Below are 21,588 nucleotides of genomic sequence, written 5' to 3' on the forward strand. Positions count from 1 at the left end.
GCTGCAAAAGTATAGGATATTTAAGGATTATGGTATTTTTATATAACAAAAATCATAGTTTTATATAAGAAGAATAACGTTCTTTGAGCCATAAATTATAAGAAAGTAATGAAGAAAATAGAACATATCGGAATTGCAGTAAAAGATATAGAGGCCTCTAATGCCCTTTTTGAAGCTTTATTCGGTGAGGCACATTATAAAATTGAAGAGGTTGAGAGTGAAGGTGTAAAAACCTCATTTTTTAAATGTGGCCCAAATAAGATCGAATTGCTTCAAGCCACCAATGAGGATAGTCCGATTGCCAAATTTATTGAGAAAAAAGGGGAAGGTATTCATCATATTGCTTTTGCTGTCGACGATATTGAAGCCGAAATTGAACGACTTACAGAAAAAGGCTTTTCGATGATTCATAAAGTGCCTAAAAAAGGTGCCGACAATAAGATAATTGCTTTTTTACACCCGAAGTCTTCCAATAGTGTTCTAGTAGAGCTATGCCAAGACATTAGGGATTAAAATGCTTGTAGAGTTTTAAAATATATAGTAATATTGCACACTCTTCAGAAATGAAGGGTTTGGCACAAGCCAATAGGTCCTATAACTCAGTTGGTTAGAGTATCTGACTCATAATCAGAAAGTCCCTGGTTCGAGCCCAGGTGGGACCACGAAGTGGTACAGACCTCAGCGTTAGCTGGGGTTTTTTTGTACAACAAAGTTGGGCGAGAAGTTTATACTGAGCGAAGTCGAAGTGAGCCCAGGTGGGACCACGAAGTGTTACAAACCTCAGCGTATGCTGGGGTTTTTTTGTGCAACAAAGTTGGGCGAGAAGCTCGATTTGTAAACAATGAGATTGGTACGATTGTGGAAACGTATATATGAAGAATAAGGAGACGACAAAAGCTTATATAGTCTCACTACAAATAGAGACTCAAGACTACTATTTAGATTTTTGCTTATAAAGTGTTAAACCACATATTAAAAACAAACATCCGAGACCAATCATGGTTAAAAATGCCGTGAAACGCCCCGAAAACTCCCCCCAGTTATACGAATTACTTTTTACATCAGCTGTGGAAAGAGAAGCAATAAGATCTGGCGCGGAAAATAACCCAAATAGAAAAATGAGACCACTTATAGCAAATAATACAACGCCTATTACTCTCTTCATTATGTAAGAAATTTGATGTTATCAAGGGATTTGAGTTGAAACAAAGAAAAATTATCATCATTTTGAGCACCGATGTAATAAGTGGTAAACTTGAATTAATAAGCGGAGATATTAGAAAGAAAAATTTGAATGACACCCCTATTTAAAGCCCAAGATCGCATCGATATCTTAGTGAGAATAGAATTGAAGTCAACATAGCTGTTTTGTGAGGTAATAATTGTACGCGCTTAGATTAATTTATACATTAATTATAAATAGCACAAACAATCTTAAGCTGGATTATAAATTAATATTATATTTGCGTTAAATGCTGATTAAAATTGTGCGTATCTTCCCTAATTTGAGCAGATTTTAGGCATTTCATCGACAATATTTACCGTTCAAAGACGTTTTTTTAATTAGATTTATTTTGTTAGGTCGGTTTTTTTTATACTTTTACACCATTATTAATAGCATGCAGAGAAAAAATATGTTAGCCTCAATCTTATTTTTCTTCATGAGCTTCGCCTCTATGGCTCAAGGAGCTACCCCGCCACCCCCTATGCCACCGCCTCCTCCAGGACTTCCTATTGACGGCGGAATACTAATGTTGTTTATACTAGCCTTAAGTTTAGGTATCTATAAAGCGTATAAGATGTCTAATAAAGCAGATTTACTGTCTTAGATCATTTAGGCGCTTTACGTATTTTCCGATGACATCGAATTCTAAGTTAACCTTATCACCAACATTTAAGGTTTTAAAAGTAGTATGTTCGTAAGTGTAAGGAATTATGGCTACCGAAAACTGATTGATTTTCGAGTTAACCACAGTTAGACTAACACCATTTACAGTAATAGACCCTTTTTCAATGGTAATGTTGCTGAGGTCTTTGTCATATTCAAACGTAAAAACCCAACTGCCATCTTCTTCAGAAATAGAAATACATTCAGCAGTCTGATCTACATGCCCCTGAACAATATGACCATCTAATCGATCGCCTAATTTCATGGCGCGTTCAATATTTACCAGGTCACCCACCTTAAGTGCGCCAATATTGGTTTTATCTAAAGTTTCCTGAATGGCAGTAACCACATAGTTGTCATTTTCAATATTAACCACGGTTAAGCATACACCATTATGTGCGACACTCTGATCTATTTTTAATTCAGCAGTAATAGACGAATTAAAAGTTAAGTGAAGGTTTCCGTTTTCCTTTTCTAATTTTTCTACTATGCCTAAATTTTCAATAATACCTGTAAACATTAAATCTACTTTATTTAGTTAAATTTGCAATGCAAAGTTAAGCACACAATTAGATACATTAATAGATTTTAATACAAAAATAGGATAACGGTTAAGAGCATGAAGAGAGAAGAGAAAGTTGTAGTTGGTATTTCGGTCGGTGACCTCAACGGTATAGGGCCAGAAATTATCATCAAAGCTTATGAAGACACGCGTTCACTCGAACTAAGTACGCCAGTTATTTTTGCATCGGGTAAAACCATGCAATTCTTTAAAAACCATTTTAAAAGTAAGATCAACTTTTTTAATATAGACCATCCTAAAAAATTGGTTCATGGTAAAGTGAATGTTGTTAACGTTTGGAAAGAACCCGTAAAGATTGAGTTCGGTAAAGAGGACCAGAAAATAGGTCAATATGCTATTAAATCTCTCGAAGCAGCAACCAACGCCTTGAAAGAAGGAAGCATAGATGTGCTTGTAACCGCCCCGATTAATAAACACAATATTCAATCTGATACTTTCAAATTCCCTGGTCATACCGATTATCTAGCAAAAGCCCTTAACGGAAAGAGCCTTATGTTTATGGTAACCGAAGGCTTACGGGTTGGATTACTTACAGATCATGTTCCACTTAAGGATGCAACAGACCATATTACAGAAGAGCTCATAAATGAAAAAATTGCTACCGTTACACAGTCTCTAAAACAAGATTTTGGTGTAAGAAAGCCCCAAGTTGCTGTGCTTGCTATTAATCCACACGCTGGGGATAATGGAGTAATTGGAAACGAAGATGACACCATTTTAAGACCTGCTTTAGAAAAAATTAGAGAAGAAGGCCACTTAGTATATGGACCTTATTCAGCGGATAGTTTTTTTGGATCGAATAGTTACAAAAGTTTTGATGCCGTTATAGCTTCTTATCACGATCAAGGTCTTATTCCATTTAAAACAATAGCGTTTGGAGGCGGTGTGAATTACACTGCAGGTCTGGCAAAAGTAAGAACCTCACCAGATCATGGAACAGCCTATGAAATTGCCGGAAAAGGAACTGCCAACGAAAATTCTTTTATTCAGGCTATTTACACGGCAATTAGAATCTATAAGAATAGATTAGACTATAGTCATTACGCTAAAAATCCTCTTAAAAAAGCTTCAAAGTAGATATTAACAAATTTTGTTGATATCTAAGCTTTAAATAAGTAAAATTTTATATATTTGCAGGCTCAAAATGAGTGTGGTAATGAAGGCATTAAAAGCATACACAATCCAATTTGTTGGGTTAAAAGTAGGAGAACACAGTTTTGATTACCAAATAGACCAAACGTTCTTTAATAATTTTGAATTTGAAGAGTTTAATGAAGCCGATGTAAAAATCGACTTAAAACTCATCAAAAAAACAACACTATTAGAGTTGTATTTTGACGCTTCAGGGCATGTTAATGTTAATTGTGACCTTACAAATGAACCTTACAATCAGCCAATTGAAGACAGTTTTAAGCTTGTTGTAAAGTTTGGAGCAGAATACAATGATGATAATGAAGATATACTGATTGTACCTCATGGCGAATACGAGATCAATGTTGCTCAATATATATATGAGCTTATTGTATTAGCAGTTCCTGCGAAACGTATTCATCCCGGAATTGCCGATGGCACATTGAAGTCAGATATACTTTCAAAATTAGAAGAATTAAGCCCCGAGAACGGGAATGATGAAAATGGATCTGAGGATATTGATCCTCGTTGGAATAATTTAAAAAAACTATTAACGGATAAATAACATTTAAAATGGCACATCCAAAACGTAAAATATCTAGAACAAGAAGAGATAAAAGAAGAACGCATTATAAAGCTTCTGTACCTCAAATAGCAACTTGCCCTACGACTGGTGAGCCACACTTGTATCACAGAGCACACTGGCACGAAGGAAAACTTTACTACAGAGGTCAGGTTCTTATAGATAACTCTGCTGAAGAAGAAAACTTAGCATAACTATTATGCACGCATATAATAAAACGCTCACTCCTGAGCGTTTTTTTTATTTAAATTTTCTGAATAGGCCAAAAACCACTTAATTTGCATAATTATTTGCCAAAAAATGCCAAAAATTCATTGAAAAGCATTGATTTTTGTCATTTTTCAATACTTTTAATTAACCTAAAAGCTAAGAATGAGTAAAATCACAGCGGCAATTACAGCTGTCGGAGGCTATCTACCAGACTTTGTTTTATCCAACAAAGTACTAGAAACTATGGTAGACACAAATGACGAATGGATTACCACGCGTACCGGAATTAAGGAACGTAGAATCCTAAAAGACGAAGGAAAAGGAACATCATTTTTAGCCATCAAAGCAGCTGAAGACTTACTTCAAAAAACAGGCTTAGACCCGAAAGAAATAGAACTACTAATAGTTTGTACTGCCACACCAGATATGAAAGCAGCTTCAACAGCGGCTTACACGGCAACACAAATCGGAGCTACAAACGCATTTTCATACGACTTAGAAGCAGCCTGTTCTAGTTTTTTATTCGGGATGTCTACAGCAGCAGCCTATATAGAATCTGGTCGATACAAGAAAGTTCTACTCATTGGTGCAGATAAAAATTCATCGTTTATTAATTATAAGGACAGAGCTACCTGTATCATTTTTGGAGATGGCGCTGGTGCCGTATTGTTTGAACCTAACGAAGAAGGCCTTGGTTTGCAAGACGAACTTCTTAGAAGTAATGGTGAAGGACGCGAGTTTTTACAAGCCACCTATGGCGGATCATCCTATCCAATTACACAAGAAGCCTTTGATGAAGGTAAACATTTTGTGTTTCAAGACGGAAGAACGGTTTTTAAAAATGCGGTATTCAATATGGCTGATGTAGCCGAACGTATTCTGAAACGAAACAACTTAACTAATAAAGATATTGCCTGGCTTGCAGCCCACCAGGCCAACAAGAGAATTATTGATGCCACTGCACAACGAATTAATCTTGAAGATGAAAAAGTAATGATGAATATTGAGAAGTATGGCAACACAACTTCTGCAACATTACCGTTATTACTTTACGATTACGAATCAAAACTGAAAAAGGGCGATAATTTGATTTTTGCTGCCTTTGGAGGCGGATTTACCTGGGGTTCTATTTATTATAAATGGGCCTATAACCCAAACTAAACACTAACTAACAAAAATATCTAAATACTATGGATTTAAAAGAAATTCAGAACTTAATCAAGTTTGTAGCCAAATCTGGCGCAAGTGAAGTTAAGTTAGAAATGGATGATGTTAAAATTACAATTAGAACTGGTTCTGATAGCGAAACTACAATAGTTCAGCAAGTACCTGTTCAAGCTGCTGCACCGGTAGTTCAGTCTCCTGCACCAGCACCAGCTGCTGCACTAGCACCTGAAGCTCCTGCAGCCTCAGCACCAGCAAGTGATGACACAAAATACGTTACTGTAAAATCTCCTATCATTGGTACATTCTATCGTAAGCCGTCACCAGATAAACCAGTTTTTGTAGAAGTTGGTACTGAAGTAAAAGAAGGTGATGTACTTTGTGTTATTGAAGCTATGAAGCTTTTCAACGAAATAGAATCTGAAGTATCAGGTAAGATTGTAAAAGTTTTAGTAGACGACTCTTCTCCTGTAGAGTTTGATCAACCTTTATTTTTGGTCGACCCGTCATAACAATTGAAAATTCCAATCTGCAAATCCCAGAACCCAATTATTGGAATTTGGTGCTTGGAAATTGAATTTTTAAAACAAAAGTTATGTTTAAAAAGATACTTATTGCTAATAGAGGTGAAATAGCACTGCGTGTTATTAGAACCTGTAAAGAAATGGGAATTAAGACGGTAGCTGTTTACTCTACTGCAGACGCAGATAGTCTTCATGTAAAGTTTGCTGACGAAGCTGTTTGTATAGGCCCGGCGCCTAGCCCAGAATCCTATTTAAAGATTTCAAATATTATCGCTGCAGCAGAAATTACAAATGCTGATGCCATTCACCCGGGATATGGTTTTCTTTCTGAAAACGCCAAATTTTCTAAGATCTGTGAAGAACACGGTATAAAATTCATCGGCGCTTCAGAAGAAATGATCGCAAAGATGGGAGATAAGGCTACTGCCAAAGCAACAATGAAGGCTGCAGGTGTACCATGTGTACCAGGAAGTGACGGCATAATTGCTGATTTTGAAGAATGCGAAAAGCTGGCTGAAGAAGTAGGATATCCAGTGATGCTGAAAGCTACTGCCGGTGGTGGTGGTAAAGGGATGCGAGCCGTCTGGAAAAAAGAAGACCTTAAACCTGCTTGGGATTCAGCAAGAATGGAATCTAAAGCAGCATTCGGTAATGACGACATGTACATGGAAAAACTCATTGAAGAGCCAAGACATATCGAAATTCAGATTGTTGGGGATTCAAGAGGAAAAGCGTGTCATCTTTCAGAAAGAGATTGTTCAGTTCAAAGACGTCATCAGAAGTTAACAGAGGAAGTACCTTCACCTTTTATGACTGATGAACTTAGAGATAAAATGGGTAAAGCCGCTGTAAAGGCTGCTGAATTCATAAGCTATGAAGGTGCAGGAACTGTGGAGTTTTTGGTAGATAAACACCGAAACTTCTACTTTATGGAGATGAATACCCGTATTCAGGTAGAGCACCCAATTACAGAACAGGTGATAGATTTTGACCTTATTAGGGAACAGATTCTTGTAGCTGCAGGTGTTCCTATTTCAGGAAAAAACTATACACCAAACTTACATTCAATAGAGTGTAGAATTAATGCCGAAGATCCATTTAACGATTTTAGACCATCACCTGGTAAAATAACCACGCTTCACGCCCCTGGTGGGCACGGGGTTCGTCTAGACACTCACGTTTACGCAGGATACAGCATACCACCTAACTATGATTCAATGATCGCTAAATTGATCACAACAGCTCAAACACGCGAAGAAGCCATTAATAAAATGAAGCGTGCTCTAGATGAGTTTGTCATAGAAGGTATCAAAACAACCATTCCTTTCCACAGACAGTTGATGGAACATCCAGATTATTTAGCAGGAAATTATACTACTAAATTCATGGATGATTTTGAAATTCAACCTGAGGAAGACTAAATATTGATCTGAAATCTGGACTAACAACCGTCCAGATTTCAGAAATTTCTTCATAACGCGTCGGAATAGCGTTAAATATTGTGGGTATATCCAATAAATAAGTTAGTTTTCTTAAAATTTGTTAAATTTGAGGTTAATTACTTCAAACAATAGATATTAACTAACTCAATCCACATGAAAAATTTTACTCTTTGTTTTATTGTTGCACTCCTTATTGGATTCGTTCCTTTAGAAGGATTTGCTCAAGAGAATAAACACAACACGCAACAAGAACATGAAAATGCTATTGAGCCTGAAAGATGTTCTATGGAAGCATACATGGAGGAAATGATGCAAGACCCTGAGTATGCAAGAGAATATGAGGAAAGACAGAAGGCCTTCAAATTAAGATTAGAAAAATACCTAGAAGGAAGCGACATAAGTCAACGTAATGGAGGAGGAACTATAGAAATCCCTGTTGCAGTTCATTTTCCAAGTGCAAGTGAAGCTGAAAGATCTTGTCTAGAGGCCTTGGCGCAAAATCAGATAGACATATTAAATGCAGACTACTCGGCAACGAATTCAGATATTGCCTCATGGAATGCAATTAGCGGATCCTTTCCAGGAACCACTGCTGGTGTCGCTAATATTTCTTTCTGTATTGCTACATCTAACCACCCAACCGGATTAGATCCTGAACTTTTAGAAGGAAATCCTGCAATTACAATTGGTTATAATTTTGGAGGCGGAAGTAACACCGATGGTAACTGGAGTGGCTATTTAAATTTTGTTGTAAGACCAATTTCTGGCGGAATCCTTGGTTTTTCTCCATTAGGAGGTAGTGTACTTGCTGGTGATGCAGTTACAATGAACACCTTTGCCTTTGGTTCTGGGGCGGGTTGTACTTCTGTTGTACCAGGCGCGCCGTACAATTTAGGAAGAACTACTACTCACGAGTTAGGACATTTCTTCAACTTATTACACACTTTCAACGCTGATGGCGGAGGTATTTGTGGAATTGGCGGTGGAGATGGTATTGCAGATACTCCTGAGGTTGCTAATAGTACTTATGGTTGCCCACCACCAACATCCGTAGCATCTTGTTCTGCTGGTCAGCCAGCTTTAATTATGAACTATATGGACTATGCAAATGACGCATGTATGTACATGTTTAGTGCAGGACAGATGTCAATTGCAGAAGCTTATGTGGCGACACAACTTCAACCATTTTTTGCTTCGAACGTTTGTCAACCTGCCACGCCAGGATTCAATTTAACAGCAAACGATACTGAATTGTTAACTTGCCCAACAACTGATACTCAGGCCGTTTTCAATTTAGATTATACGACAGTTCAGAGTTTTTCTGAAACAACAACATTTAGTGCTACCGGTCTTCCAGCAGGAGCAACAGCAACTTTTAGTCCTGTATCACGAAATTCTGATGGACCGTTTACACTTACGGTAGGAAACCTTGGTGCTACAGCTCAAGGTGTTTATACAATAACTGTTACAGGTACATCATCACCATCGGCAATAGTAGAGACTGTTGATGTTACATTAAATAATAACTGTACCGAGATTGTTTGTACGGACTATCCGTCTAACTCACCAGATTTACCATTGGCAATTACTGATGGTCAAGCAGGAGGAGGAATTGGTACGCCTGTAGCGAGTACTGTAATTAATATTCCTGATGCAGGAACCATTGAAAGTATGACAGTAACAGTTGATGTAACACATACATATGTACAGGATTTAATTTTACAATTAGTACACCCAGATGGTACAACCTTCATGAATTTATGGGCACAAGATTGTGGTTCTGAAAACAATCTTACTAATATTACCTTTGATGATACGGCGATGACAATTTCTTGCCCTGGCGGAACAGCATCTACCATTGAAAACATGACGATTGCACCAAATGGTAGTCTTAGTGATTTTGTTGGTCTCGATGCCCAAGGTGACTGGACGCTCTTTGTAGCCGATACATTTGCTGCAGATACTGGTCAACTTAATGCTTGGTCCATTGAGATTTGTACGGAACAGCAATTAAGTATTTCAGAATTTAGTTTCGATAATTTACAGATCTATCCTAATCCAAATAATGGAGAGTTCAATATTGGCTTCAGTCCAAAGTCTGGAGAAGATATTGTTATCGAAGTTTACGATATCAGAGGTAGAGCTATATTGAGAAACACTTACAATAGTGTAAGTCGATTCGAAGAAGCAATTAAATTGAATGAAGCACAGTCTGGTGTATATTTATTAAGTATTTCAGATGGACCTCAAAAAGTAACTAAGAAGATTATCGTTGAATAATTTTTCATAAAATATAAAAAGCTCCTAATTTTAGGAGCTTTTTTTGTTACTATGCATCTATCCTATTGGGAAATAAAATCCTGGCTTACTAATGTAGACTTTACCGTTGTTGGTAGCGGTATTGTTGGACTTAGCTGTGCATTAGAACTGCGTCGATTATACCCAAAATCGAATATTCTGGTTCTGGAAAAAGGCAAATTACCACAAGGAGCGAGCACCAAAAATGCTGGCTTTGCTTGTTTCGGTAGTCTTAGTGAAATTATTGATGATCTTAATAATCATACAGAGCAAGAAGTTTTAGAGCTTATTCAAAAGCGTATTGATGGGTTAAATTTACTCAGAGAAACGCTGGGCGATGAGACTATAGACTATCAACCTAACGGTGGCTATGAACTATTTTTAGACCGAGACGAAGAGTTGTATTCTACCTGTTTAGACCAGAAAAATGCCATAAATAAACTCCTTGAACCCGTATTTAAGAATGAGGTGTTTTCTTTTGTCGATAACCGTTTTGGTTTCGAAAATATTACGCAAAAAATAGGATTCAATAAATTTGAAGGGCAGATCGATACAGGCAAAATGATGCAAGCACTACTTCATAAGGCCTACGTTTCGGGTATAAAAATATTGAATAATTGCACTGTAAAATCAATCGAAAATGATAGAGACAAAGTGCATATACATACTTCCGATTTTGAACTTAAATCTCGTAAACTATTCGTTGCTACCAACGGATTTGCCTCTCAATTGATAAATGAAACCGTTCAACCAGCAAGAGCTCAGGTGCTCATTACAAAACCCATTGAAAACCTTCATTTGAAAGGAACATTTCATCTCGATCAAGGCTACTATTATTTCAGAAATATAGACCAAAGACTATTATTTGGTGGCGGTAGAAATCTCGATTTCAAAACTGAAGAAACCACCGAGTTTGGTGAGACCAAACTGGTTCAGAATAAACTAGAAGAACTATTAAGAACAACTATTTTACCAAACACTCATTTTGAAATTGAACACCGATGGTCTGGCATTATGGGCGTCGGTTCACAGAAAAAACCTATAGTAAAACCACTAAACGATAATGTGCTATGTGGGGTTCGTTTAGGCGGAATGGGCGTTGCCATTGGCAGTAGTGTTGGAAAAGACCTTGCTAATCTTATAAAATGAGTTTAAAATTAAGACTATATAGGCAATGCCAAAATATGCTCAAAGAGCGCTTGGTGGTGGTGCGAAAAACCATTTCCGATATCCAGACTGCTCTAGAGTCTGAAACCAAAAGTTCGGCTGGCGATAAGCACGAAACTGGGCGAGCAATGCTTCAAATAGAACGAGAAAAGGCAGGGCAACAGCTGGCCGAAATTCAGAAGCAATTCGATATTCTTAATAAGATCAATCCGAAAGCAGAACAAAGCACCATAGCTTTAGGAAGTGTAGTCTACACTTCAAAGTCTAATTATTTTTTAGGCATAAGCGCCGGAGAAATAAGAGCGGGTGAAGATACCTTCTATGCCGTTTCTATGGCAACACCTATAGCACAATTATTATTGTCTAAATCTGAAGGAGGAACTGTTAGATTTAGAGATGAAGAATTGACAATCACAAAAATTCTATAAAAATCATCTGATTTCTTCAATCACGCCAAAAAACTATTGTAACTTCACATGAAAAACAATAGCTATGTTTCGCCTTATCAAAGTATTAATATTGGTGATTTTCGCCAATTTGAGCTTTGCCCAAAATGCATCCTCGATCTCATTTGTAATTAAGAATTTAGGGGTAAATGTTGATGGGCATTTTAACACATTTGAAATTGATGCCAATTTCGATAATAACTCAGAGTTAACTGAACTAACAGGAAAGATTACGGTTTCGTCTATCGAAACAGGAATTGATAGTAGAGATGAACACTTATTAGAAGAAGACTATTTCGATACAGAAAACCATAAGTATATTACACTAAAAAGCAAGACCATTACTAAAACTTCAAACGGTAACTATACGGTTAATGCAAGTCTAAGTATTAAAGGAAAAACGAAATCGATCACCATTCCTGTAACGGTTTCGAATACTGGTAATTCGAAAAAGATCGTGTCTTCATTCGAAATTAATCGGAAGGATTTTAAAGTAGGCGGCGGAAGTTTTGTGATGAGCAAAACTGTAAAAATTGAAGTGATTCATTTTCAAGAGAATTAATGACTACTAATGACTTTGATGTAATTGTAATTGGTGGCGGATTAGCGGGTTTAACTTCGGCGATCCATCTCGCAAAGTCTGAATACAAGGTTTTATTGATTGAAAAACAAGATTATCCAAGACATAAAGTTTGTGGAGAATATGTATCTAACGAAGTACTACCTTACTTAAACTATTTAGGTTTTGACCCTTTTGAATTTGGCGCAAAACGAATTACCGAGTTTGAACTCACTACACACAACAATAAAAAGATAGAAGCAAAATTACCACTCGGTGGTTTCGGAATAAGTCGCTACGAAATGGATTTTCGGCTTTACAAATTGGCACAAAAGTTAGGTGTTCAAAGCCTTCAAGATACTGTTGAAGGTGTAAAATTTAAGGACGAATCATTTCAGATTAGAACCAAATCCAATGAGATCTATACTTCAAAAGTTGCCATTGGTGCTTTTGGAAAGCGATCAAATTTAGATGTTCAATTCAACAGAGCATTCATCAAAAAGAAGTCACCATACTTAGGTGTAAAAATTCACGTGTCGGGTAAATTCGAGGATACCAAAGTGGCGCTTCATAATTTTAAAGGAGGTTACTGTGGCGTTTCAAAAGTGGAGAATGATCATATCAATCTGTGTTACATCACCAATTATGAATCATTTAAAAAGTTGAAAAATATTGAACAATTTCAAGAAAACGTTGTTTTTAAGAATGAAGCTCTGAAGGCGATTTTTTCAAATTCAAAGGCAGAGTTTGAAAAACCATTAACTATAAGTCAGATCTCTTTTGAGACTAAAAATCCTGTTGAAAATCATATTCTAATGTGTGGTGATTCTGCCGGAATGATTCATCCCCTATGTGGTAACGGTATGGGAATGGCCATTCGAAGCGCTAAGATCGCTTCAGACCTAATTGAGAGATTTCTCAATAATGAAATCACTTCTAGAGAACAACTTGAGTTAAGGTATACCAAAGCTTGGAATAGCACATTTCAACTACGACTAAGAATGGGACATATCATTGCGTATTTATTTAGACAAGATTGGTTGGCGCCAAAATTACTCGTACTTTTAAGAAGGCTTCCATTTTTAGTGCCAATAATAATAAGAATGACGCACGGTAAACCCATCGACATAAAATGAGTCTCTTTATAGATACGACATATCGAAGTAATGCCACCGAAATTATGGACGATTTTTCCATGAAGGGCGAATTGCTGCGCGATACGCTCGATAAACTTGGCAAGATCAATAAGTGGCTAGGTGGCAATAAGGTTACCATTAATGGCATTGAACAATTACTAAAGGGTAAACCAAAGGATCGAACTTATACCATAATCGATCTTGGTTGTGGGCATGGTGATATTCTTCGACTTGTAGCAGAATATGGCAAAAAGCACCACTATAAGTTTGAACTTATCGGCATTGACGCCAACCAAGACGCTATAGACTACGCCAAAGAATTATCTTCTAATTATGATAATATCAATTATCAGGCAATAGATATTTTTTCCGAAGCATTTCAAAAAATAGACTATGATATTGTATTGTCTACGTTGTTTTTGCATCATTTTAAACAAGAAGAAATAGATCAGCTTCTGGGCGCAATTTCAAAGAAAGCAAACATCGGTATTGTTGTAAATGACCTTCACAGAAGTAGACTGGCCTATGCTTTATTTAAATTATTGGGACTGACCATCTCTAACCACATGATTGTGCAGGATGGGCTAACGTCAATACTTCGTGCCTTTAAGCGCGAAGAATTAGAAGCTATTTCGAAAACATTAGAACTCAAATCACAAATCCGTTGGAAATGGGCATTTCGTTACCAATGGCTAATAACAACCTAAATGGCTGTAAGAATTACATCAGTTGCAAAACAACTGCCTCAATATACGAGAGAAACAAAAGACATTCTACCCTACGTTGAACTTTGGATGGAAGGGCAGGAGGAACGCTTTAAACGTAAAGTTTTAAAGATCTTCGAAAATGCTGCGGTAGACCGTCGATATTCCATTATGGATGCGGAAGAGGTGTTTTTAAAAACCTCTTTTGAAGAAAAGAACGATATCTACATTAGAGAGTGCGTTAAAATTGCCGAGCAATCTCTTCTGAAGGCTCTCGAAAAGGCAAAACTTCAACCGAAAGATATCGATTATATCATCACAGTATCATGCACCGGAATTATGATACCCTCATTAGATGCCTATTTAATTAACAGGCTAAACATGAAACAAGATATTGTACGTTTACCAGTTACCGAAATGGGTTGTGCTGCGGGGGTTTCGGGGATTTTATATGCTAAGAATTTCCTTAAAGCCAATCCGAATAAACGTGCCGTAGTAATCGCTGTAGAGTCACCTACCGCAACCTTTCAATTAGAGGATTATTCTATGGTGAATATTGTTAGCGCAGCTATTTTTGGTGACGGTTGCGCAAGTGTAATTTTATCGTCACATGAAGGCGAATCGGGACCAGAAATTATTGATGAAGCCATGTATCATTTCTATAATGCTGAGCATATGATGGGATTTAAATTGAAGAATTCTGGGCTTCAAATGGTACTAGACCAAACGGTACCTCAAACAATTGCAGATCACTTTCCGAATATTATTCATCCGTTTTTAGAACGTAATGATTTAACTATTAAAGATGTTGACCATTTGGTATTTCATCCTGGAGGAAAGAAAATTGTTCAGACGGTAGAGGATCTTTTTGGAGAACTAGGCAAAAATATCGACGACACAAAAGAGGTGCTTCGACTATATGGAAATATGAGTAGTGCAACCGTACTTTATGTTTTAGAACGCTTTATGGACCGGCAATTGCCTAAAGGCGATAAAGGTGTAATGTTGAGTTTTGGCCCAGGTTTCTCGGCGCAACGGATTTTATTAGAATGGTAGAAAACTTTAAAAAATACAGCGTATAACTCCAATGTCTAATATTACCTTACATATGGTTTCGAGTATTGACGGATTCATCGCAAAGACAGATGGCGATATCTCATGGATGCACTCTAAAGATCATTATCCTCAAGGGAAAGTTCTCACTCAAGACTATATCGAAAAGTTTCTAGAGTCTATCGATTGTTATATTATGGGTTCTAAAACTTTCGAGCACACTTTAAAGTTTGGTTGGCCTTATGGTGAAAAGCCAGTATTTGTATTAACCAGCAGATCTTTAGAAAGCGAGAAAAAAACGGTTCGTTTTTATTCGGGTGATTTGAAAAGCTTAGTAAAGTCAAAATTACAATCAGAGTATAAAAATGTTTGGGTAGTTGGTGGTTCTAAACTTGCTAAATCATTTCTGAAAGCAAATCTAATAGATGATATCGTCATAACTTACGTTCCTATTTTATTAGGCGAAGGCATGTTGTTTTTCGATTATATAAAATCTGAAAAGGAACTTCATTTAAAGGATGTCACAGCTTTTAATGATGGAATGGTAGAATTAACCTATGCAATAAAGAAATGAAGGAATTTGAAAATAAAAAACAGTGGGCATTAATACTAGGTGGTAGTAGCGGCTTGGGACTAGCTTCAGCAAAGAAGCTAGCCAAACACGGGTTGAATATTTGTATCCTTCATCGTAGTCCAAGAATGCGCGAAGCGATTATTTCAAAAGAATTTGAAAGTATTAAAGCACCTAACATTCAGTTTAAGGCATTCAATATAGATATCACAAAACCAGAAAAACGACAAACGGTTATTGATGAGCTAACTACTAGTTTTGGTGAAGACCACCAAATCAAAGTGTTGGTACACAGTATTGCAAAAGGCAATTTAAAACCTATGGTTTCTGAAGACGGAAAAGTCTTGCAGAACGACGACTTTGAGATTACACTAAACGCTATGGCACTAAGTTTATACGATTGGACTAAAGCCATTTTTGAAGCTAAACTCTTTGCTGATGATTGCAGAATTATAAGTTTCACTAGCGAGGGTAATACCAAAGCATGGCGTAATTATGCTGCGGTTTCTGCAGCAAAAGTAACTTTAGAAGCCATTTCAAGAAGCATTGCCTTAGAGTTTGCACCATTTGGAATAAAGGCGAATTGCATTCAGGCTGGTGTAACCGATACGGCGTCCTTGCGATTAATTCCTGGGAGTGAAAAGATGATTGAGTACACTATAAAACGCAATCCCAACGGCCGTTTAACAACACCTGAAGATGTGGCCAATGTGGTTTATTTATTAACCAAAGATGAAGCATCATGGATCACAGGAACAGTGATTCCTGTGGATGGTGGTGAACATTTAAGATAACATGACAGCAACTGAAATAATAGCACTTTTGCCCTATGAAGTTCCCTTTCTGTTTGTTGATGGAATTGATGAAATTTCAGAATTAGGGGTGACAGGTCATTATACATTCAGAAAAAAGGCGTTTTTCTATGAGGGCCATTTCAAAAATAATCCTGTAACACCAGGAGTCATTCTTACCGAATGTATGGCACAGATCGGTTTAGTGTGTTTAGGTATCTTTTTAATAAAAGATGAGTTAGACCTATCGCGAAAGCCGCAAATTGCATTAACCTCACATCAGATGGACTTTTACCTACCAGTATTACCAGGGCAAAAAGTAATTGTTAGATCAGAGAAGGAGGTCTTTCGCTTCAACAAGTTGAAATGTAAAGTGAGCATGTTTAATTCGAAGGGCGACATGGTGGCTCGTGGATCAATCTCAGGGATGTTGAAAGCATGAAAAACAGAGTTGTCATAACAGGTCTCGGTGTAGTAGCACCCAACGGCACAAGTGTTGCTGAATGAATTATTTAAAATGATCACTATTGTGAAACCTTTTGTCATGCTGAGCTTGTCGAAGCAATTAATATTATAATGAAATTTTATTTTGTGTACATATTACTATGTTCTGATGATTCCTACTACACCGGAATAACTAACGATATAGATAGAAGGCTAATGCAGCACCGATCAGGAAGTGGGAAATTTAATTATACAAGCTCGAGATTGCCAGTTGAGCTAAAATGGAGCCTTAAATGTACTAATCCGACTGAGGCAATCAAAATTGAAAAACAAATCAAGGGATGGTCCCGACGAAAGAAAAGAGCCTTGATTGAAGAGAAATGGGACGACTTAATTGAGTTTTCCAAAAACTATAAAGAATATGGCAATAGAATTTAATGCTTTTAACTATAAACAACACTTCGACAAGCTCAGTGTGACATTTATTAAACCCAAAATAACCGTTCTAATATGATGTTGGTTTCATGAAAAACAGAGTCGTCATAACAGGTCTCGGTGTAGTAGCACCCAACGGCACAAGTGTTGCTGAATTTACGCATGCGCTAAAAAACGGCCATTCAGGAATTCGATTTCATAAGGAATTAAAAGCACTTAATTTTTCTTGTCAAATAGGTGGAATTCCAAAGGTTTCGGATGAGTTAAAGTCAAAATACTTTACGGATTTGCAATTGCGTGGCTTCAATAGTTCAGGGATATTATATGGTTGCATTGCAGGTATTGACGCATGGAAGGATGCAGGTTTTAATGTAGATTCTGAATCTAAAGTCGATTACAATACAGGACTCATATTTGGCACAGGAACTTCGGGCGTCGAAAAATTCAGAGAGGCCATTTATAAATTAGATGAAGGTCAGGTTAGGAGATTAGGAAGCACTGTCGTTCTTCAAACAATGGCTAGCGGCGTAAGTGCTTATCTAAGCGGAATGCTCGGACTAGGTAATCAGGTTACGACAAATTCTTCGGCATGCTCAACAGGCACAGAGGCATTAATAATGGGTTATGAGCATATTAAAAATGGCAAGGCCGAGCGAATGATCGTCGGGAGTTGCAGTGATCACGGCCCTTATGTTTGGGGAGGATTTGATGCTATGCGCGTTATGACCTACAAGCACAATGATCAACCAGAGTTGGGATCACGTCCCATGAGCGCTTCGGCATCTGGATTTGTGCCTGGAAGTGGTGCAGCAGCTATAGTCCTCGAATCTCTAGAAAGTGCTTTAGAACGAAAGGCCAAAATCTATGCTGAGGTATTGGGAGGTAATGTTAATTCGGGAGGTCAGCGAAATGGTGGAACTTTAACCGCACCAAACCCTGAGGCTGTACAACGCTGTATTAATGATGCTATTGAAAATGCGAATATCACACCTAAAGACGTGGACGTTATCAATGGACACTTAACAGCAACTTCTAAGGATGCCTTAGAAATTGAAAACTGGGCGACCGTATTAAATCGAAAAGGACAACAATTTCCTTATATCAACTCTACCAAATCACTTGTTGGGCATTGTCTTGCGGCTGCTGGAGCAATTGAATGTGTTGCGAGTATTATTCAACTTAAAGAACAGTTTGTGGCGCCAAGCATTAATTGTGAAGACCTACATCCCGAAATTGAAAAGTTAGTGACGAGAGAAAAAATTCCGAACCAAAAGTTGGATCTAGAGTTTGATGTGATTGCGAAAGCGAGTTTCGGCTTTGGAGATGTTAATGCTTGTGTTTTATTTAAGCGATTTATGGCGTAACTTTGTTTTTCAAAGAATAGCCATGAATAAAGAAGAACTAATTGCCAAACTTAAACCTATTATTGCTCCTTATATTCAGGATGAGGAGTCCTTCAAAAATTTAACAGAAGACACCGACTTCGTGAATGATCTAAAGATCAATTCTGCAAATCTCGTCGACATTATTTTAGACATAGAAGATGCTTTCGACATTCGCTTAGAGAATGAAGATATGGAGCAAATGCTCGACGTTAAATCTGCCATGAATATCGTGACCCAAAAATTACAAGGCTAATGGTTGGAAATGATATTGTAGATATCGCATTAGCGCAACAACAATCAAATTGGAAGCGACCAAGATATCTTGATAAAATTTTCACACAAAAAGAACAGGATCTGATACTGCAATCAGATTTACCCGAAATAAAGCTATGGCAACTGTGGAGCATGAAGGAGGCAGCCTATAAATTATATACACAAATTAATCCTTGTCGTTTTTTTAATCCGAAAGCTTTCGAGTGTACCTTCAGCAATGGGGCTGAGGTTACTTATGACACGTTTACCTGTGCCGTTAAGACCGAAACAACTTCAAATTATATTATGTCTGAAGCGCGTTTGAAACAAGATGAAATGCTTTCAAGCGTTATAGAATTTGAAGCATCGTCAGTTTCGACGCAAAGCGAATTTTTGAAAGACTGCTTACTTTCTGAAGTGGCACACTATTTTCAAACTGACAGAAAACAGCTAAATTTTGTAAAGCAAGCCTATGGCATTCCGACCATTGAGTACAATGACAAGATGATAAATGTGAGTTTAGCGCACCATGGCCAATACGGAACGATAGCATTTTCACGCTAATGGAACGACTACAAAGAATCATATCAACGATAATTAAATTCAGAATTGCGATCATTGTATTTCTAACGATCGCTATGGGCTTTTCAGGGTATCAGACCATCAATAAACTGAGTGTCGATAATTCGTTGGGTATTTGGTTTCTCGAGGACGATCCTAGTTATAAGGCGTATATAGATTTTCAGGAAAACTTTGGGTCAGATGAGATTTATATTGTGATGCTGCCTGTTGATAACGCCATTGGCGAAACCGAGGTCAATACATTAAAAACGCTACATAAAAATATTGACGCCTTGCCTTATGTGAAAACAACCTTTAGTTTGGCTAAGGCGAAATACCCTATTTATGGTAACGATAAGGTGGTGTTCAGAGATTTATACAGTCCGAAGCGCAGCGAAAAAGGTTTAAAAAATCTGTTTTCGAAATTGCCGAAAGTCACTTCGCAATTGGTAACCAATGATTACAAAAGTCAGTTTTTCTATATACAGATGAAACCGACGCCAACCATTGAAGAAAAGCGACAGGACATTGCTGGTGAGATTCGCTCAATAATTGATAAAAGCTACTCCAACTACTACCTTACCGGACCGCCAGTACTTAACGAAGCCTATAGCAAAGGAATTTATAAAGAGAGTCTTGTTTTCGGAATATTGACCGTTTTAGTCATCACCATTATGCTACTCTTTTTATTACCGAGTAAGCGCTACCTTATCATTTCATTATTGTCGGTTGCTGTACCAGTGTCCTTACTCTTCGGATTAATTACCTCTTTAGGCTATGCCTTGAATATGATCTCAATGCTAATCCCAACTATACTCATGGTGTATAGTGTGAGCGATGCGGTACATATCATCAATATCTACCATAAAGAAGGGCTCAAAAATAAATCTTTAAGCAAAACGGAGCTGTTAGCATATACGGTAGTGAAGAGTTTTACACCTTGTTTTTACACCACACTCACAACCTTCGTAGGGTATTTTGCCTTGTATTTATCACCTTTACCAGCCTTTAAGAATATGGGAGTTTTCACCTGTATAGGTCTGTTTTTTAGCTTTATCCTGGTATACGTGATAACAATTATTGGTTTTAGTTTTATGAATCTCAATTTTGAAAAGGCCAAACCACTTTTAAGCGTGAAATGGATCAGCCAGACAGGCGTAATAAATTGGCTGAACCAATTTACTTCAAGATACAAGCGCTCTATTATATTCGGATTTACGGCAGTTTTGATATTTGGATTGTATTCGGTATTTCAGGTGAAAATCGATACCAATTCGCGCGATCTATTGGCGGAAGGTGTGGCTAAGCAAGACTTAAGAACCGTTGAGGTAGAACTTGGCGGAAGCAATCGTTTGCAATTAAATATTTCTACCAAGAGCGGTAATGCCATTTTGAATAGAGATGCCGTAAAACGCTTTGAAGAATTTCAAGCTAAACTAGAGGCAAATGAATTTATATCTAACCCTGTGTCAATCGTTAATTTTAAATCTTTTCTGGAACAAAGAACACCAGTATTATTTCAATCTAATTTGTCGGAGGAAAAGATTAAAAACACCTTGTCTATGGTAGATACGGACGATAATAATTTCTTTAAACTATTCTCAGAAGATTTTAGCACGGCAGGTTTCACACTAACGTTAAGCGAGATGAAGACCTCTGAACTCGAGCAGGTTTTAGAGGATATTGAAGTAGCTTTTAAATCGACCTTCGATACAGAAACTTATAATCTTAAGATCAATGGATTTGCTGTTGTTTTTGCACAGCTCAATAATTTTATATTAGAAACGCAATTCAAGTCGTTCTTTGCGGCATTTTTTGTGGCTTTCTTATGTTTATTGGTGTTCATTCGAAGTCTAAGAACAACGCTTTTAGTTCTCATTCCGAATATTCTACCGCTTGCCTTACTGGCTATTTTTATGAGCTTGCTCGATATACCACTCGATGTGTCGACTGCAATGATCACGCCCATTATGCTTGGGATTGCCATGGACGACACAATTCATTTGGTTTATAAATACCGAAAGAGCAATACCATTACCGGTTCACCTGAATCGCGCATGGATAACGCCATGCATTACACTGGTAGCGCCTTGTTTTCGACAACAATTGCTTTAGTTGGAGGGTTTTTAATTATTGCCTCTAGCGCAACACCTTCAGTCGGCGATTTTGGAATTCTCTGCGCAGTGACGGTAGCCATTGCGTTAATTACAGACATTTTTTACTTGCCTGCTCTTCTAAAACAGTTTGATAGGTAAAGGTTC

At 37.4% G+C, this 21,588-nt stretch carries 25 protein-coding genes and 1 tRNA gene; 24 read left to right on the plus strand and 2 right to left on the minus strand.

The features are described 5' to 3' along the window. The first annotated feature begins 108 nt into the window (after positions 1-108). Positions 109-513, plus strand: a complete 405-nt coding sequence (mce, locus tag DDY94_RS06535; RefSeq protein ID WP_111683247.1) for a methylmalonyl-CoA epimerase — start codon at positions 109-111, stop codon at positions 511-513. Between the two features lie 75 nt (positions 514-588). Beyond that, a tRNA-Ile gene (locus tag DDY94_RS06540) sits at positions 589-662 on the plus strand. Positions 663-934: 272 nt separating this feature from the next. Here DDY94_RS06540 and DDY94_RS16105 read toward each other — a convergent pair. Then, positions 935-1,165, minus strand: coding sequence for a hypothetical protein (locus DDY94_RS16105; protein ID WP_157957265.1), 231 nt, complete (start codon positions 1,163-1,165; stop codon positions 935-937). A 469-nt stretch (positions 1,166-1,634) separates the two neighbouring features. Between DDY94_RS16105 and DDY94_RS06545 the strand changes: the two genes are divergently transcribed. Further along, positions 1,635-1,829 carry a PID-CTERM protein-sorting domain-containing protein gene (locus DDY94_RS06545; RefSeq protein ID WP_111683376.1) on the plus strand — a complete coding sequence of 65 codons (195 nt, stop codon included), beginning with the start codon at positions 1,635-1,637 and terminating at the stop codon, positions 1,827-1,829. Here DDY94_RS06545 and DDY94_RS06550 read toward each other — a convergent pair. Beyond that, complete coding sequence (locus DDY94_RS06550) at positions 1,818-2,408, minus strand: riboflavin synthase (RefSeq protein ID WP_111683248.1); 591 nt, start codon at positions 2,406-2,408, stop codon at positions 1,818-1,820. The genes DDY94_RS06545 and DDY94_RS06550 overlap by 12 nt on opposite strands. A 99-nt stretch (positions 2,409-2,507) precedes the next feature. Between DDY94_RS06550 and pdxA the strand changes: the two genes are divergently transcribed. The 21 genes from pdxA to DDY94_RS06655 all read left to right on the plus strand — a co-directional run bounded on the left by pdxA (position 2,508) and on the right by DDY94_RS06655 (position 21,582). Next, the gene (gene pdxA, locus DDY94_RS06555; protein WP_111683249.1) at positions 2,508-3,548 is read left to right on the plus strand and encodes a 4-hydroxythreonine-4-phosphate dehydrogenase PdxA; all 1,041 of its coding nucleotides are present in this window, start codon (positions 2,508-2,510) and stop codon (positions 3,546-3,548) included. Positions 3,549-3,627: 79 nt separating this feature from the next. Further along, a complete protein-coding gene (locus tag DDY94_RS06560) occupies positions 3,628-4,167 on the plus strand; it encodes a YceD family protein (protein ID WP_111683377.1) in 540 nt (179 codons plus the stop codon). Positions 4,168-4,175: 8 nt separating this feature from the next. Next, entirely contained in the window at positions 4,176-4,379 is a 204-nt protein-coding gene (rpmF, locus tag DDY94_RS06565; protein WP_111683250.1) for a 50S ribosomal protein L32, read from the plus strand. Between the two features lie 178 nt (positions 4,380-4,557). After that, entirely contained in the window at positions 4,558-5,556 is a 999-nt protein-coding gene (locus DDY94_RS06570) for a beta-ketoacyl-ACP synthase III (RefSeq protein ID WP_111683251.1), read from the plus strand. Positions 5,557-5,585: 29 nt separating this feature from the next. After that, positions 5,586-6,071, plus strand: a complete 486-nt coding sequence (gene accB / locus DDY94_RS06575; protein WP_111683252.1) for an acetyl-CoA carboxylase biotin carboxyl carrier protein — start codon at positions 5,586-5,588, stop codon at positions 6,069-6,071. Between the two features lie 83 nt (positions 6,072-6,154). Further along, a complete protein-coding gene (gene accC, locus DDY94_RS06580; protein ID WP_111683253.1) occupies positions 6,155-7,504 on the plus strand; it encodes an acetyl-CoA carboxylase biotin carboxylase subunit in 1,350 nt (449 codons plus the stop codon). 174 nt (positions 7,505-7,678) lie between these two features. Next, positions 7,679-9,805, plus strand: a complete 2,127-nt coding sequence (locus DDY94_RS06585; protein ID WP_111683254.1) for a zinc-dependent metalloprotease — start codon at positions 7,679-7,681, stop codon at positions 9,803-9,805. Positions 9,806-9,856: 51 nt separating this feature from the next. Next, on the plus strand, positions 9,857-10,972 hold the full coding sequence (locus tag DDY94_RS06590) for an NAD(P)/FAD-dependent oxidoreductase (protein ID WP_111683255.1): 1,116 nt from the start codon (positions 9,857-9,859) through the stop codon (positions 10,970-10,972). Further along, entirely contained in the window at positions 10,969-11,418 is a 450-nt protein-coding gene (locus DDY94_RS06595; RefSeq protein WP_111683256.1) for a 3-oxoacyl-ACP synthase, read from the plus strand. The genes DDY94_RS06590 and DDY94_RS06595 overlap by 4 nt, the downstream gene beginning before the upstream one ends. 64 nt (positions 11,419-11,482) lie before the next feature. Continuing rightward, on the plus strand, positions 11,483-11,998 hold the full coding sequence (locus tag DDY94_RS06600; RefSeq protein ID WP_111683257.1) for a YceI family protein: 516 nt from the start codon (positions 11,483-11,485) through the stop codon (positions 11,996-11,998). Then, the gene (locus tag DDY94_RS06605; protein ID WP_111683258.1) at positions 11,998-13,131 is read left to right on the plus strand and encodes an NAD(P)/FAD-dependent oxidoreductase; all 1,134 of its coding nucleotides are present in this window, start codon (positions 11,998-12,000) and stop codon (positions 13,129-13,131) included. Before DDY94_RS06600 ends, DDY94_RS06605 begins: the two co-directional genes overlap by 1 nt. Beyond that, a complete protein-coding gene (locus tag DDY94_RS06610; protein ID WP_111683259.1) occupies positions 13,128-13,838 on the plus strand; it encodes a methyltransferase domain-containing protein in 711 nt (236 codons plus the stop codon). The genes DDY94_RS06605 and DDY94_RS06610 overlap by 4 nt, the downstream gene beginning before the upstream one ends. Next, complete coding sequence (locus DDY94_RS06615; protein WP_111683260.1) at positions 13,839-14,891, plus strand: type III polyketide synthase; 1,053 nt, start codon at positions 13,839-13,841, stop codon at positions 14,889-14,891. Between the two features lie 31 nt (positions 14,892-14,922). Then, positions 14,923-15,462: a dihydrofolate reductase family protein gene (locus DDY94_RS06620; protein WP_111683261.1), complete on the plus strand. Its 540-nt coding sequence runs from the start codon at positions 14,923-14,925 to the stop codon at positions 15,460-15,462. Further along, positions 15,459-16,253, plus strand: coding sequence for an enoyl-ACP reductase FabI (locus DDY94_RS06625; RefSeq protein WP_111683262.1), 795 nt, complete (start codon positions 15,459-15,461; stop codon positions 16,251-16,253). Before DDY94_RS06620 ends, DDY94_RS06625 begins: the two co-directional genes overlap by 4 nt. 1 nt (position 16,254) lies before the next feature. Next, entirely contained in the window at positions 16,255-16,692 is a 438-nt protein-coding gene (locus tag DDY94_RS06630) for a 3-hydroxyacyl-ACP dehydratase FabZ family protein (protein ID WP_111683263.1), read from the plus strand. 134 nt (positions 16,693-16,826) lie between these two features. After that, positions 16,827-17,132, plus strand: coding sequence for a GIY-YIG nuclease family protein (locus tag DDY94_RS06635; RefSeq protein ID WP_111683264.1), 306 nt, complete (start codon positions 16,827-16,829; stop codon positions 17,130-17,132). Between the two features lie 86 nt (positions 17,133-17,218). Further along, positions 17,219-18,493 (plus strand): beta-ketoacyl-[acyl-carrier-protein] synthase family protein, encoded by a 1,275-nt coding sequence (locus DDY94_RS06640; protein WP_111683265.1) that lies wholly within the window; start codon positions 17,219-17,221, stop codon positions 18,491-18,493. 22 nt (positions 18,494-18,515) lie between these two features. Next, positions 18,516-18,767: an acyl carrier protein gene (locus DDY94_RS06645; RefSeq protein ID WP_111683378.1), complete on the plus strand. Its 252-nt coding sequence runs from the start codon at positions 18,516-18,518 to the stop codon at positions 18,765-18,767. Next, the gene (locus DDY94_RS06650) at positions 18,767-19,330 is read left to right on the plus strand and encodes a 4'-phosphopantetheinyl transferase family protein (protein WP_111683266.1); all 564 of its coding nucleotides are present in this window, start codon (positions 18,767-18,769) and stop codon (positions 19,328-19,330) included. The genes DDY94_RS06645 and DDY94_RS06650 overlap by 1 nt, the downstream gene beginning before the upstream one ends. Continuing rightward, positions 19,330-21,582, plus strand: coding sequence for an efflux RND transporter permease subunit (locus DDY94_RS06655; protein ID WP_111683267.1), 2,253 nt, complete (start codon positions 19,330-19,332; stop codon positions 21,580-21,582). Before DDY94_RS06650 ends, DDY94_RS06655 begins: the two co-directional genes overlap by 1 nt. Positions 21,583-21,588 lie beyond the last annotated feature (6 nt).

Source organism: Winogradskyella tangerina (genome assembly GCF_003260205.1).
Classification (GTDB): Bacteria; Bacteroidota; Bacteroidia; order Flavobacteriales; family Flavobacteriaceae; genus Winogradskyella; species Winogradskyella tangerina.